This is a genomic window from Anaerostipes faecalis (genome assembly GCF_018982945.1).
In the GTDB taxonomy this organism is placed as follows: Bacteria; Bacillota; Clostridia; order Lachnospirales; family Lachnospiraceae; genus Anaerostipes; species Anaerostipes faecalis.
Map to the genome: position 1 here is coordinate 1 of NZ_JABRXE010000007.1, position 14,169 is coordinate 14,169.

14 protein-coding genes and 2 pseudogenes are annotated in these 14,169 nt (G+C 35.3%); 15 read left to right on the forward strand and 1 reads right to left on the reverse strand.

Annotation, left to right across the window (positions count from 1 at the left end):
* Positions 1-19 precede the first annotated feature (19 nt).
* The 7 genes and pseudogenes from KTB61_RS13355 to KTB61_RS08515 all read left to right on the forward strand — a co-directional run bounded on the left by KTB61_RS13355 (position 20) and on the right by KTB61_RS08515 (position 5,468).
* A complete protein-coding gene (locus KTB61_RS13355) occupies positions 20-151 on the forward strand; it encodes an IS3 family transposase (RefSeq protein ID WP_230973702.1) in 132 nt (43 codons plus the stop codon).
* 531 nt (positions 152-682) lie between these two features.
* Positions 683-1,687, forward strand: a complete 1,005-nt coding sequence (erm, locus tag KTB61_RS08495) for a 23S ribosomal RNA methyltransferase Erm (RefSeq protein ID WP_230973689.1) — start codon at positions 683-685, stop codon at positions 1,685-1,687.
* A 102-nt stretch (positions 1,688-1,789) separates the two neighbouring features.
* The gene (locus KTB61_RS08500; protein ID WP_216697279.1) at positions 1,790-2,320 is read left to right on the forward strand and encodes a pseudouridine synthase; all 531 of its coding nucleotides are present in this window, start codon (positions 1,790-1,792) and stop codon (positions 2,318-2,320) included.
* Positions 2,321-2,771: 451 nt separating this feature from the next.
* Positions 2,772-3,077, forward strand: a pseudogene (locus tag KTB61_RS13360) (MmcQ/YjbR family DNA-binding protein); the annotation flags it as partial.
* Positions 3,070-3,207 (forward strand): hypothetical protein, encoded by a 138-nt coding sequence (locus KTB61_RS08505; RefSeq protein ID WP_216697280.1) that lies wholly within the window; start codon positions 3,070-3,072, stop codon positions 3,205-3,207. The pseudogene KTB61_RS13360 and the gene KTB61_RS08505, both read left to right, overlap by 8 nt.
* 129 nt (positions 3,208-3,336) lie before the next feature.
* Positions 3,337-3,867, forward strand: a complete 531-nt coding sequence (locus KTB61_RS08510; protein WP_330390808.1) for a class I SAM-dependent methyltransferase — start codon at positions 3,337-3,339, stop codon at positions 3,865-3,867.
* A 173-nt stretch (positions 3,868-4,040) separates the two neighbouring features.
* Positions 4,041-5,468 (forward strand): B12-binding domain-containing radical SAM protein, encoded by a 1,428-nt coding sequence (locus KTB61_RS08515; protein WP_216697281.1) that lies wholly within the window; start codon positions 4,041-4,043, stop codon positions 5,466-5,468.
* A 325-nt stretch (positions 5,469-5,793) separates the two neighbouring features.
* Here the strand turns inward: KTB61_RS08515 and KTB61_RS08520 are convergent, their stop codons facing one another.
* Entirely contained in the window at positions 5,794-7,185 is a 1,392-nt protein-coding gene (locus KTB61_RS08520) for an alanine/glycine:cation symporter family protein (RefSeq protein ID WP_083638231.1), read from the reverse strand.
* Positions 7,186-7,311: 126 nt separating this feature from the next.
* Here KTB61_RS08520 and KTB61_RS08525 point away from each other — a divergent pair, with 126 nt between their 5' ends.
* From KTB61_RS08525 to KTB61_RS08560, 8 genes and pseudogenes are all read left to right on the forward strand, one after another.
* Positions 7,312-8,199: a LysR family transcriptional regulator gene (locus tag KTB61_RS08525; RefSeq protein ID WP_075758621.1), complete on the forward strand. Its 888-nt coding sequence runs from the start codon at positions 7,312-7,314 to the stop codon at positions 8,197-8,199.
* Between the two features lie 452 nt (positions 8,200-8,651).
* The gene (locus KTB61_RS08530) at positions 8,652-9,476 is read left to right on the forward strand and encodes an alpha/beta fold hydrolase (RefSeq protein ID WP_075758622.1); all 825 of its coding nucleotides are present in this window, start codon (positions 8,652-8,654) and stop codon (positions 9,474-9,476) included.
* A 290-nt stretch (positions 9,477-9,766) separates the two neighbouring features.
* Positions 9,767-10,630, forward strand: a pseudogene (locus KTB61_RS08535) (class I SAM-dependent methyltransferase); the annotation flags it as partial.
* A gap of 282 nt (positions 10,631-10,912) precedes the next feature.
* Positions 10,913-11,275 carry an MmcQ/YjbR family DNA-binding protein gene (locus tag KTB61_RS08540; RefSeq protein ID WP_075758623.1) on the forward strand — a complete coding sequence of 121 codons (363 nt, stop codon included), beginning with the start codon at positions 10,913-10,915 and terminating at the stop codon, positions 11,273-11,275.
* Positions 11,272-11,793 carry an N-acetyltransferase gene (locus KTB61_RS08545; protein WP_083638232.1) on the forward strand — a complete coding sequence of 174 codons (522 nt, stop codon included), beginning with the start codon at positions 11,272-11,274 and terminating at the stop codon, positions 11,791-11,793. The genes KTB61_RS08540 and KTB61_RS08545 overlap by 4 nt, the downstream gene beginning before the upstream one ends.
* A gap of 105 nt (positions 11,794-11,898) precedes the next feature.
* A complete protein-coding gene (locus KTB61_RS08550) occupies positions 11,899-12,372 on the forward strand; it encodes a LysR family transcriptional regulator (protein WP_083638233.1) in 474 nt (157 codons plus the stop codon).
* Positions 12,373-12,399: 27 nt separating this feature from the next.
* Positions 12,400-12,879 carry a flavodoxin gene (locus KTB61_RS08555; RefSeq protein WP_075760489.1) on the forward strand — a complete coding sequence of 160 codons (480 nt, stop codon included), beginning with the start codon at positions 12,400-12,402 and terminating at the stop codon, positions 12,877-12,879.
* A gap of 42 nt (positions 12,880-12,921) precedes the next feature.
* On the forward strand, positions 12,922-14,091 hold the full coding sequence (locus KTB61_RS08560; protein ID WP_216697282.1) for an iron-containing alcohol dehydrogenase: 1,170 nt from the start codon (positions 12,922-12,924) through the stop codon (positions 14,089-14,091).
* Positions 14,092-14,169: the final 78 nt, after the last annotated feature.

Below are 14,169 nucleotides of genomic sequence, written 5' to 3' on the forward strand. Positions count from 1 at the left end.
TTATAATCATGCATATCAATTGGTTTTTGAATATCTGGAAGCATTTTACAATACAAAACGTATTCACAGTCATTGTGACTATATGTCTCCAAATGAGTATGAAAAGTTGTATCGTAAAATCCAGAAAAACGAATTGCAGATGACAAGTTAGGATGAGGAAAAACTCATTTTAACTTGTACTAAATCTTGACATAGGACCATTTAACCTGTTATCATGTATAATATAGTGTATTTAGGATTTTAAAAGATGAGGATTTAGATAACATTTCTTAAGAAGGGAATGTAAAGAATTTGATACTATAGAGATGGATTAGCATCGATACATGAAGAACTGTTTCGGTAAAAACAAGGGAATGGCATAAATTGGATTTTTCATAATTGGGAAAGTGTCAGAAACCGAAATATAATAGTTCAATCTATGCCTTGTCGATTCTAACATATGTGATGGAGAATGGCAAGTTATTCGTACATACTTATTTGGTATATTCGTACATACTTATTTGGTATATTATTGCTTGCTTTGGCGATAAGCAGAAATAATTATCAATTTTATTAATAAAGTACAGAATAACAGTGGCTGTTAAATGATAATTGTTAAATAGTAAAATATCAACTGAATAGCATTACTGATACACCCACTTTTGCTGGTTGATTTTAGATAATAAAAAGATTCTTACTGCCATTGGTTATAGATGAAATTAAGTCTACTTATATCGGTGATTTTTTATTTCAGTGTGATGAGGAGAAAAATATGCAGAATCTAAAAAATTCTCAAAATTTCTTAGTAGATAAAAATCTAGTTCGAAATTTGATACAAAAATCGCAACTTAATAAAAATGATATTGTGGTGGAAATCGGCCCCGGAAAAGGTATAATTACAAATCTTCTTGCTGAACAGGTTGGAAATGTTATCGCTATCGAATATGATGAAAATTTATATAAAGCGTTAGTATCACAAAACCAGTTTGATAATATTGAATATGTTTATGATGATTTTTTGAAATATCATTTGCCAAGGAACCAAAAATATAAAGTTTTTTCAAATATTCCATTTCAAATAACGGCAGATATAATAAAAAAAATCACAGATGATAATAATCCTGCTGAAGATATTTTTCTTATTGTGCAAAAAGAAGCAGCTAAAAAATATTGTGGTATGCCATTTCAAAAATATGAAGGATTACGAGCTGCTGTAGTAAAAGCACAGTATCAGGTAGAAATCATTCATACCTTTAATAGAAGAGATTTCTCACCTGCACCTAATGTTGATACTGTGTTATTACATTTTAAACGGAAAAGCAATACTCTGAATCAGTCAGATTATAAGAATTATAAAGATTTAGTAGCATATATATATTATCAAGGCAAAGGCGATAGGGTACAAGATCGACTTGGTGTTTTATTTTCAAATGCACAGATAAGACGTTTATGTAAAGATAATAGAATTAATCCGGTAGATTCGTATACAAAAATCAATTCTGAACAATGGATGAAAATCTTTACGTATTCACAGATTGGATTAACTGAAGAAAAAAAACGTCTCGTCAACAATGCTTATAGAAGGTTAGAGAAAGTAAATAAAGGTTTAAAAAAGCAAAATAGAACTTTTTTAAGAAAAACATCAACATCTGGACAAATTACAAAGTCGTCTACAACAAAACGCAAAAAGCGTTTATCCGATAAATAAGTAAAAATGCCTATAAGATTTTTGATGGAAGTATAATAAAGCGATAGCTATAAAACAATAATCATAAAATTCGTTGAGTATAGAGGAGTCAAGAAAACATTGGTGTACGAATTAAAAAATGACATTATGATAATAAAAATATCGTCGCTACAATTCAATACAATTGATGCTTTTTTAGATTATTATATTCCTTCCAAAAAAATTCGATATTTATTATTTCAGAATCAATGGATAAAAATTGATGGGAGAAGTATTCATAGAAATGAATCGTTAGTTGGTGAGAATCTAGAAATAAAAATTTACCCATCTAGCATAGATACTAGACTAAACGAAACCTGTAAATTAGAGATTGAAATTGTTTATGAAGATCCTTTTATCGTGATTGCAAACAAGCCACCTGGGTTACTAGTGCATAATGATGGAGATGCAAATACGAATTTACAAGAAATGCTAGATTCATATTACGCACAGCAAGGGATAGAAATTGTTGTACATCCTTTACACAGGTTAGATCGAGAAACAACAGGGCTTGTTGCTTTTTCGAAGTCACCAGTTTTTCAGCCATTGTTTGACAAGATGATGGCTGATAAAAGAATTCAACGTAGATATTTAGCAATTACAGAGCTCTCCTAATCGCTAGCTGTGGGTTCGATTCCAGCAGGGGACGGTTGCAAACAAAGCGGTAGTGATTAGCAGAAAATGCTATGTCATGAACCGCTTTTTTGTTTTCATCAAATAAGAAAAAAGCAGGTTGGGAACGAATTTCCAGCTAATTTGAAGTGATTTCTGTTAGCTGACAGCTAATCAAAAATAGTGTTTTAAAAACCAATAAAAATGAACTTCCTGCTAACATTGAGGTTCGCTCTTGTTGTTACCTGAGTTCGGCGATGTAAAACAGAGTAAAAAGGAATCAAGTCCTTCTTATTGATGCAGATTCTCAGGGAAATCTAACTTATGGAAATGAAAGAAAAAATCTCGGTTATATGAGTATGAATGGTCATTCCTTTGGAGATGGCTATGGATCTATATGGAATAATTTTCAGCCAGACAGATGCATTGCTAAACCAAAGATTATTGCCATTCATTTAAAGATGTTTATGAAGATTATCCTTTTATGATGATAATTGGTGTGTCATGCGCCATAAAAAAAATAAAAAGACATTCGCATTCATTTATGATAAAGATGAGTTTGTATGGATTAATGTGAAGTGTGATCCGGAGTGGAGAAAATTCTGACGCAATGCTTTCTCATCCGTAGTCCCTGCGTACCATATGAATAAGGCACATTGGAATTCAATCATTTTACATTTTAGATGGAGCTGTTCCCAAAAAGGATATCAGGCGGATGATTGGTGAAAACTATGATCTGGCGAAAAGAAAAGATGGGTGATAGAGAAGAAAAGTTTGAAAAAATGATGGCTGCTGTTTTAAACAGTTATGATGATACTATTAAAAAGATGGAAAAGTTAAAATTGGAAGGAAAGGTGAAATTGTGTTACAATTATTTTGATTTCCTGTAAGAAGAAATTGACAAATAAGAATTTGTAGGGGGTGATTTAATTATGAATCCATGGGAAGAAATCAGCCTGTCTGATTATGAAAATCACATGAGCCTTGACTCTGTAAAATAGCTTCAGGCGATGAATGAAATGATGAAGAAACAGTTTGCGGCTTATCCGGTAACAACTGCTATGGTATTTGGAATTGCAGGTGGAAACGGTCTGGAACATGTGAATCAAGGAAAGTATAAGAAAATTTACGGGATTGATATTAACGAAGAGTATCTTGCTACGGTAAAAGAACGATATTCTGATGTGGGGGACATTCTCGAATGCCGCAGGATTGATATTATTGGCGAATCAGACAAACTGCCGGAGGCGGAACTGGTTATCGCAAATCTGTTCATTGAATATGTCGGATACGAGGCGTTTAAGAAAGGTGTTTTGAAATCCGGAGCTAAATATGTGTCCTGTATTATTCAGATAAATACAGACGAAGAAACTTGGGTTTCTGACTCACCATATCTTCATGCCTTTGATGGTCTGGATGTAGTACATCACCAGATGGAGGAAAAAGCTCTTATCAAGGCAATGAACGAAATCGGATTCAGGCCGTTAAAAACGGACGAGTACCCGTTGCCAAACGGAAAGAAGCTCGTTATGCTAGATTTTGAACGCTAAATTTCAGTAAGTCGGTGTGCTTAACTGATAGACGAATTTAAATTTTCTTAATAGATAACAAAGGAAATATTATCATAATTATTATTTATACATCTCAAACTGAATCTACAAAAAATATTTTGACTGGATTGCAGGTGAAATCCGATATATTATTTCTTATGAAAGGATAGAAGATGAAGATACGTTTTATTGAGCCTGGTAACAGACCTTACCGCAGGACAATTTTAAATTATTTTGTATATGACAGATATATCAGGACACCATCGGTAGGATTGAATACGCTGGCGACTATTGTAAAAAGAGAATATCCGGATACCTATATGTATAGTGAAGCTATTTCAAAAATCAATATGAAAGATGTTCTTGATGCCAATATTATATTTATCGGTTTTTTCACATATGCGGCGATAAGAGGATATGAATTGGCAAAATATTTTAAGAATCACACAAATGCAACAATCGTTCTTGGAGGGCTGCACCCTTCCATGAATGCTGAAGAAGCAGTAAACTATTGCGATTATGTGATGCTTGGAGAGGGGGACGAAACAATCCTTCCTTTGATTCATACTATTTGTGAAGGGAGAAAACCGGATTTTCCTGGAATATCATGGCTGGAGAGGGGCGAGCAAAAGACAACAGGTATGCCGATTCCGCCTGTTAATCTGGATATCGTAGCAGATAGAAGCCTGATTCATAATTATAAGAAGATGACAGGGCACCTTACTATATGGCCACAGGTACATGCATCAAGAGGATGTCCATATCAATGTGATTATTGTGCACTGGTAAGGCATTTTGGAAGAAATGTGCGAGCCAGGTCTCCGGAGAATGTTGTGGAAGATATTAAGTATTCCATAGATTTTTTTCACAAAAATAAATTCAGACTGATAAAGGATCTTTGGATTACAGATGACAATTTTTTTGCAGATCGGCAGTGGGCAATGGATGTTCTCCATGCAATAATTGACAGTGGAATAAAGTATCGATTCAATGTACAGGCTCGTTATGAAGTGGGATTTGATGATGAAATGCTTGATTTACTGAAACAGGCAGGCTTTTTTGAGCTTGATATGGGAATTGAATTTGTAGATGATCAATCGTTTTCCACATATCATAAAAAAAGTACGGTTGCAGAGATTGAGGAGTCCATTCGGAATATGCAGAAACATGGTTTAAGTGTCAGAGGGTTGTTTATTCTTGGATCAGATAATCAAAAGAAGGGCTGCGGAAAAGAACTGGCTGATTTTGTAATAAGAAATCACATCCAGGGTGTGTTGATTCAATGTATGTATTTTATTCCGGGAACCCCAGCTTATGAAAGAAACAAAGACAGGCTGTTGCATAAGAACTGGAGTAAATATAACGGAAACACTGTGCATTGGCCTAGAAATATGTCACCCTATGAACTGCAGCTTGAACATATATATGCAAGCGGAAAAATTTATTCGCTCCGAAGATTGATAAAGGCATTGTTTTTTGAAGATCGGGTTCATAAAGTGTTATTTCTGGGTGAATTTCTATGGCATTGGAGTATCCGAAAGGATCTGAAAAAAGAACTGAAGAATCTTCCAAAGGAAAAATTTTGCCAGACAGAAACGTAAAGTTGTAAGGAAAGGAAAAGAAGTCTGCTGATTATTTTGCACCCTTTGATGCCATTATTTATGCGGTTGTTACGAAGTGTGTCATGTATGTGACAGTGCGTTTCTTACAATTTTCTATGTTCTTTGATACACAGCATGCTCGTTTATACTAAGCATTTTGATTGTGCTGTTTTTAGGTATGGCGAGACAGCCGTATGCAATTACCGTAGCGTTTTTGTTGTTTATATTGAAGGGAGTTTTGATTTTAAAATATATTAAAAATGAATGTAATTGCAGTTTATGAAATAGATATTGAACGATAGATTTCTCCACTTTTCAGTGGAGATTATGATTTATCGTTCATTTTTTTCTCATAGTCTTTTAAACTGCTTAATGCATGTCTGGATAATGGAATCAATGCAATCATATTAAAAATTGTCATCAGACCTACCCCGATATCACCCAGATCCCATACAAATGTGTATGCGGCAAGGCCACCAATAAACAGCATAATAAGTGCAACAACTTTATATAAGGTCTGTGCAATCCAGTGATCCCCAAAAAGATATGCAATATTTGATCGTGCATAAAAAAGAATTCCTATAAATGTAGAAAAACTGAACATCCATAAAATAACCGCAATGAAAATGACACCTGTTTCGCCTAGGTGATATCTCATGGCAGTCTGTAATAAATCCATTCCTGCAAGACCTTTTGTTAGTTTTTCTGGAGTTAATAGCATAATCATAGCTGAACAGCTGCAGATTAAAATCGTGTCAATAAACACTCCCAGTGCCTGCAGAAGTCCTTCTTTTGCAGGATGACTGATATCTGCAGCAGCTGCTGCACAAGGTGCTGAACCAGAACCGGCTTCATTGGAAAATAAACCTCGCTTGGCTCCATTCATAAGAACAGCTCCAAAACCTCCCGCAGCTACCTGCCGAAACCCGAACGCTTCTGAAAAAATCCGTTGGAATACACCAGGCAGATACTGAACATTTTTTACAATAATAAATATAGTAATAAAAAAGTAGCATCCTGCCATTACTGGAACGACCACATCCAGTACTTTTACCGTTGCATTCTTTCGAAGAACAATAACTGCGGCAACAAGGACGAGAGCCGTAGTTGTATATATAGGCGGAATTTGAAATGCATTGTTAAAAGCAGATGAAACAGAATTTCCGATGACCTGACTGATCCCGCACCAGCAGATTAATCCAGAAATAGCAAATAGTACTGCAATGAGAGAATGTTTCCTCCTGGATTCTTTTTTTATGAAAAGACTATGAATATAATAAGCCGGTCCGCCTCTGTATCCTCCATATAATGGATCTTTTTCTTTGTAAAGCTGTGCCAGTGTTCCTTCAATAAATGCTGTAGAAGAACCTAATAATGCAGTAATCCACATCCAGAATACTGCCCCTGCACCGCCTGCTGAAATTGCAGCTACTACACCTACCAGATTTCCCATCCCAACTCTTGTGGCAGTTGAAATAATTAACGCCTGTAATCCGGAAATGGAATCTTTATGAGATGCATTTCGTTTTTCTGTTGCAATTCGCAGCATATCTGGAAATAAACGAAATGGAAGAAATTTTGTCCTGATTGTAAAATAAATTCCTGACGGTATCAGAATAAGGACTAAAAGAGATAAGCCGATGGAACTGCCGCCTGGTAATGGAAGTTTAATCAAATCTCCCCATAATAATTCATATATTTTTTTTATCATTTCCATGTTTCTTTTCTCCTCAATACGATTGTTTTTCTCCATAAATTAGTATATAGTAGAAACAAACATCTGTAAAATTGATAATTATAATATAAAGCATCGAAATATTAGATAAATTAAGAAGAGGACAGAATGGATTTTAAAAATTTAAATACCTTTATTCATGTAGCGGAATTAAATAGCTTTACAAAAGCAGCAGAAGTACTTGGCTATTCCCAATCAACGATATCATTTCAAATTAAACAATTGGAATCCGAATTAAATGTACAATTGTTTGAGCGAATCAATCATACCATTGCTTTAACAGAAAAAGGAAAAGAAGTACTAAACTATGCCCATCAAATGAAAAAGTTAACCCAGGAAATAAAAGAAACCATGCAGACCGAACAGGAAATTAAAGGTAATGTTCGACTTGCCATGGCAGATTCTTTATGTAATTCTTTATTTAGTGATAATTTTCTGGATTTTAGAAAACAGCATCCTGGAATTTCTCTTAAAATCATTCCTGCTGGTACAGAAGAAATGTTTCGACTTATCAACCACAATGAAGTGGATGCAATTCTGACTTTGGATAATCATATTTACAATACGGAATATAAAATTGTAAAAGAGGAAAAAGTGGGAGTACATTTTGTAGCAGGTGCGAACTCTTCATTAGCTCAGTCAAAATCAATTTCCATTCCGGAATTGATTCGATATCCATTTATTTTAACAGAAAAAGGTATGAGTTATCGAAGATTAATGGATGAAAAGCTAGCTGAAATATCTTTGGAAATACAGCCGGTATTAGAAATTGGAAGTACAAGCCTGATATGTTCTCTCATTGAACAAGGTGCAGGAATTTCATTTTTACCAGATTATGTCACAGCAAAAAGTATTGCTGATGGAAAGATGGTATATTTAAATGTAGATGATTTTGAAATTGAAGTATGGAAACAATTATTATATCACAGGGATAAATGGGTTTCACCTCAGATGGAATCTGTGATACAGTACTGTGTAACCAGAGAATTTTCCTAGAAAAATACCATTAAGAAGATGTATGTATAATGATTCCAATTTGGGGATAAAGAAGTTGATTTGGTGAAGATTACATTTTATAATAACTTATAAGTGTACATATAGGATGATCAGAAATAATTACTTCTTATGACCATGAGGAGTATAGGAGAGCAGACATGTCAAAAAAGAATCTGATGATAAAGATAAGGATTAATTTACAGATGGGGAAGAAATAGAAAATTGAATTTGGAGGAAATGACAATGTCCGAATGCATTCCAAAAAGAGCAATAAGTGCATTGAGTATAACTGCAGTTTTACTGTTTATGTTACCTGTTATTTTATATCTAAAAAAATGATGGTATCATATATCAGGTGAATTAAAAATTTTTTGACAGAGGGGTACGCAGGATCAAGAGCTGTCTTGCAGAGAGATAAAAGTATAATAAATAATGAATAGAGGTTTTTAATAATGATAGAAAAGACATATCAAACAAGTAAAGGAATCATTCATTACTGGATTTCAAATGAAGTGAAAAAAGAGTTGGTTACACTTGTTTTTTTGCCGGGATTAACGGCAGACCACAGATTATTTGATAAACAGATTAAAGAATTTGAAAATAAGTATAATGTATTTGTCTGGGATGCTCCGGGACATGCTGCATCATGGCCGTTTGAACTGGATTTTTCGTTAATGGATAAGGCCGTATGGTTGAATGAAATTTTGGATTTGGAGAACGTTGACAAACCTGTTATCATCGGACAATCTATGGGCGGTTATGTAGGACAGGCATATTCTGAGAAATACCCGGATAAACTAAAAGGATTTATTTCGATAGACTCTGCACCGTTACAGCGGGAGTATGTTACTGCCGCTGAAATTTGGCTGTTGAAAAGAATGGAACCGGTATATCGGCATTATCCATGGAAATCCCTCTTGAACTCCGGAACAAAGGGAGTTGCAACTACTGAATATGGACGAAAACTGATGTATGACATCATGATGGTATACGACGGAGATCAGGAACGATATGCAAAACTGTCAGGACATGGTTTTCATATGCTGGCGGATGCCATGGAAGCAGATTTGCCTTATAAGATAAAATGCCCTGCCCTTTTGATATGCGGGGAAAAAGATCATGCGGGCTCCTGCATTAGATATAATAAAGCATGGAATAAGAAAACGGGAATTCCGATTCAGTGGATTAAAAATGCAGGACATAATTCTAACACGGATGCTCCTGAGGAAATAAATCAATTGATAGAAAAATTAGTGGAGACAATACATACGAATTGAAATAATCATTTATAAAGATGAAAAAGTATGTAGAATGTTGTGATAGTTGCAGTTAGTGTGGGATTAGGATGGAGTACAGATTTGTTGCGAAGAGATTTGTATCCAGCCAGAGAAGATTTTATGGATGAAAGGTATTAAGTCGTATGGAGATGCAGCTTAGAAAACTTGAAGTTTACAAATACATAATATGACCGGGAAAATGCTCAAATAGTCAAGAGAGTAATTCTTGACAGTGATACACTTGAATAACTTCTCGGAATCTCAATGAATGAGATTCCAACCGAAAATTGACAACTTCAAAAAAGAATCAGAAAAAAGAAGTTGTTACCCATTATGATATTGGAAATGATTTCTACAGGCTTTGGCTGGATGAGACAATGAGTTACTCCTGTGCATATTTCAAGAGCTCAAGTGACTCCCTATATGAAGCGCAGAAGAATAAAGTTGAGCATATTTTGCAAAAGTTATATTTGGAGGAAGGCATGACACTTTTGGATATTGGCTGCGGATGGGGGTTCCTGTTAATAGAGGCTGCAAAAGAATACAAAATTCGCGGGACAGGAATTACATTAAGCAGAGAACAATATAAAGCTTTTAAACAGAAAATACAGGAGGAAAGTCTGGAAAATTACCTTACGGTAGAGTTGGCGGATTACCGAGATCTTCCAAAGATGGGAAAACAATTCGACCGCGTAGTCAGCATCGGTATGGTAGAACACGTAGGCAGGGAGAATTACCAGCTTTTTAATGATTGCATAAACAAGGTATTAAAAGATGGAGGGCTGTATCTTCTTCACTATATCAGTGCCTTAAAAGAATACCCTGGAGATGCATGGATTAAAAAATATATTTTCCCAGGGGGAGTGATACCAAGCTTGCGGGAAATGCTATATTGTGCCGCTGAGGATAACTTTCATACGATAGATGTGGAAAATCTGCGCTTGCACTATAATCGTACCTTGCTATGTTGGGAAAAAAATTTCAAAGATCACATTAATGAGGTGCGCAAGATGTTTGATGAACGTTTTGTACGAATGTGGGATTTGTATTTATCGGCGTGTGCGGCAACTTTTCATAACGGTATTATAGATGTACACCAGATTTTATTTTCGAAGGGAATAAATAACGAACTACCGATGGTTCGATGGTATTAATGGATAATTTAAAAAAGAAAATAATAATAAAATGATAAGGAAACTAATATCTTTATTTGGAGCAATGCAATTAATCCCAGAGGAGTCAAATCTTCTGGGATTTTGTTGTTTGGGAAAAAAAGGGATTCGTACAGATAATCTCAAATGAAAAGAACAGAAAAAAGCATTGAAAGTTGAGATAATAAATACAAAAGCATTTAAGAAACTTAACAGGTAGTGTAGGATGTAAAAATGTGGTATGATTATTGTCAAGATACAAGAACATTCAGGGGTGAGTAGATAGTGGATAGAGAAAAAATCTTTGAATATGTGAAGGAGCAGTACGGAACATTGCCGGAGTACTTATGGCGCAGTTCTCCAGATAGTGCTGTGCTACGTCACAAAAATGGAAAATGGTATGCAGCTGTTATGAGTGTTGAGAAATCAAAGCTTGGGTTGGATGGAAATGATATCGTAGAGATCCTGAATGTAAAGTGCGATCCGGAAATGGTAGGCGTGATTATCCAGACCTATGGTTTTCTGCCGGGATATCATATGAATAAGCAGCATTGGATCACGATTTTGCTTGATGGAACAGTAGATGAATCAAAGATTTTGGACTTCCTTGATATGAGTTATAATTTGATTGATGGAATGCGGAAATGATAAGAAGATTTGAACATAATGATTTGGATGAAGTAATGTCCATATGGTTCCATGCCAACACGGAAGCACATTCTTTTATAGAATCAGATTATTGGAGAAGTAATTATGAATTTGTCAAAGAGATGATACCAAAAGCCGAAGTATTTGTGGCAGAAGCAGATGGTAAGATCAGAGGATTTATTGGTTTGATCGATACTTATATCGCAGGAATATTTGTGAAGAATACGGAGCAATCCCAAGGTATCGGAACGGAGCTGCTTCAAGCTGTTATGGAGACAAGAGATATTTTGAGTTTAAATGTCTATAAGAAAAATGCAAGGGCAGTAATGTTTTATCAGTATTGCGGATTCAGAATTGTAAATCAGGTAATAGATGAAAATACATCAGAGGAAGAATATACAATGGAATGGATTAAAAATGCAGGACACAATTCCAATACGGATGTCCCTGATGAGATCAATCGGTCGATAGAAGATCTGGTAGAGAAAATAGACACGAATGACGATAGTAAAAACTAAATATTTTTGAAATCAGTGAAGACTAAGTAAACACTGGAACAAATGAATCGAAAGAATTATTGCCCCAAAAGCATCGGTCTATTATAATGTCTATGAGGTGATTTCATGGAGATTAGAGTATTACGGTACTTTTTAACAGTAGTTCGAGAAGAAAGCATAACAAAGGCGGCGGATGTACTACACATTACACAACCTACATTAAGTCGTCAGTTGTCAGCATTAGAAGAAGAAATTGGTGTGACACTGTTTTATAGAGGTTCAAGAAAAATTACCTTAACGAATGAGGGGCTTTTACTTAGACGAAGGGCAGAGGAAATCCTTGATTTGGTGGATAAGACAACTGAGGAACTTTTGCTACAGGATGATCAGATAGAAGGTAAGATTACGATTGGTGCAGGAGAACTTGCATCCATGCAGGTTGTATCAGAACTAATTGGTAACTTTCAAAAGAAATATCCCAGAGTACAATTTGAGATATATACTGCGACAGCAGACCAGGTTAAAAATCGAATGGAAAGAGGGCTTGTGGATGTAGGACTTCTTCTTGAACCAGTAGATGGGCAGTATGGAAAACTGTAATTGATAATTTTGAAAGCGGGTGTAAAAATGAGCAAAATATTAGTAGCATATTTCAGTGCAAGTGGTACAACGGGTAACGTAGCCAGGAATCTAGCTGAGGCAGCTGGTGCTGATATTTATGAAATCAGACCAGAAGTTCCATATACAAAAGCGGATCTTAACTGGATGGACAAAGAGTCTCGCAGCAGTATTGAGATGAATGATAAGAATTTCAGACCGGATATTGCTGATAAAAACGCAAATATCGCAGATTATGATACAATCTTTTTAGGATTTCCGATTTGGTGGTATGTGGCACCAACAATTATCAATACATTTCTTGAAAGTTATGATTTCTCCGGGAAAAAGATTATCCTGTTTGCTACATCCGGTGGAAGTGGATTTGGGGAAACCATTGATGGATTAAAAAAGTCTGTTGCTACAGATACAGTCATTTTGAAAGGAAAACTCTTGAATGGAAGAAATTCAGCAGATGATCTTAAGAGATGGGTTCAGGAAGTATTATAAAGAAGATAATGGATAAAAATAAGTAAAGGAGAAAAAGAACGTATGTTAGGTGATTTTATTTATGAAAATCCAACGAAATTATATTTTGGAGAGGATGCACTTAAAAATTTAGGATCAGAGCTTGAAAAATACGGAAAGAATGTTCAGCTTATTTATGGTGGAGGGTCCATTAAGAAAAATGGTATTTATGATCAGGTTGTATCAATCCTTAAAGCTAATGGCAAGGAGATATATGAGGATGGTGGTGTTATGCCGAATCCTACAGTCGAAAAGCTGTACGAAGGAATAAAGATTGCAAGAGATAACAAAGTGGATTTACTTCTTGCAGTTGGTGGTGGTTCCTGCTGTGATTATGCAAAGGCGGTATCAGTATCTGTAAACTGCAGCGAGGACCCTTGGGAGAAATATTATATCAAATTTGATGAGCCTGACTGTGAGATACTTCCGGTTGGATGTGTGCTTACAATGGTTGGAACAGGTTCTGAAATGAATGCTGGTGCGGTTATTACAAATCATAAACAGAATCTTAAAATTGGTCATGTGTTTGCTGATCCGAAGATCATGCCCAAATTTGCAGTCTTAAATCCTAAATTCACTTATTCTTTGCCAAAGAAACAGATGGTTGCAGGTATCTATGATATTTTCAATCATATCTGTGAGCAGTACTTCTCCGGAAACGATGACAATACCAGTGATTACATCAGTGAAGGATTAATGAGAGGACTCATCAAATCATCACGTATGGCTGTAGAAAATCCTGAGGATTATGAGGCTCGTTCCAATATTATGTGGACAGCAACCTGGGCACTAAATACTTTGGTTTCCAAAGGAAAGAGCACGGACTGGATGGTACATATGATGGGACAGGCTGTAGGAGCATATACAAATGCTACACATGGAATGACACTTTCAGCAGTATCTTTACCGTACTATCGATTTATTATGCCATACGGAATTGCTAAATTTGTAAGATTTGCAGAAGAAGTTTGGAAGGTGGATGGAGAAGGCAAAACAGATACTCAGATTGCAGAGGAAGGACTTAATGCGATGGAGAAATGGATGAAGGAACTTGGGCTTTCTATGAACATTTCAGAACTTGGGGTAAATGTGGAAATGATTGATGGAATCACAGAAGCGACTTTGATTTTAACCGGCGGATATAAGGTACTTGATAAAGATGAGATTGCAGGAATATTAAGACAGTGTTTATAAAATGAAAAAAATACTTTGTTCATTAACTTAATAAAGTATTAACAAATAATCATATTTTTTTTATAAACAAAACATATG

What these genes read in the sequence shown, in the direction of transcription:
- KTB61_RS08545 (WP_083638232.1), top strand. Translation starts at nt 11,272, where the DNA reads ATGATAAGAAGATTTGAACATAATGATTTGGATGAAGTAATGTCCATA.
- KTB61_RS08550 (WP_083638233.1), top strand. Translation starts at nt 11,899, where the DNA reads ATGGAGATTAGAGTATTACGGTACTTTTTAACAGTAGTTCGAGAAGAA.
- KTB61_RS08515 (WP_216697281.1), top strand. Translation starts at nt 4,041, where the DNA reads ATGAAGATACGTTTTATTGAGCCTGGTAACAGACCTTACCGCAGGACA.
- KTB61_RS08530 (WP_075758622.1), top strand. Translation starts at nt 8,652, where the DNA reads ATGATAGAAAAGACATATCAAACAAGTAAAGGAATCATTCATTACTGG.
- KTB61_RS08555 (WP_075760489.1), top strand. Translation starts at nt 12,400, where the DNA reads ATGAGCAAAATATTAGTAGCATATTTCAGTGCAAGTGGTACAACGGGT.
- KTB61_RS08505 (WP_216697280.1), top strand. Translation starts at nt 3,070, where the DNA reads ATGGGTGATAGAGAAGAAAAGTTTGAAAAAATGATGGCTGCTGTTTTA.
- KTB61_RS08525 (WP_075758621.1), top strand. Translation starts at nt 7,312, where the DNA reads ATGGATTTTAAAAATTTAAATACCTTTATTCATGTAGCGGAATTAAAT.
- KTB61_RS08510 (WP_330390808.1), top strand. Translation starts at nt 3,337, where the DNA reads ATGATGAAGAAACAGTTTGCGGCTTATCCGGTAACAACTGCTATGGTA.
- KTB61_RS08520 (WP_083638231.1), bottom strand. Translation starts at nt 7,185, where the DNA reads ATGGAAATGATAAAAAAAATATATGAATTATTATGGGGAGATTTGATT.
- KTB61_RS08560 (WP_216697282.1), top strand. Translation starts at nt 12,922, where the DNA reads ATGTTAGGTGATTTTATTTATGAAAATCCAACGAAATTATATTTTGGA.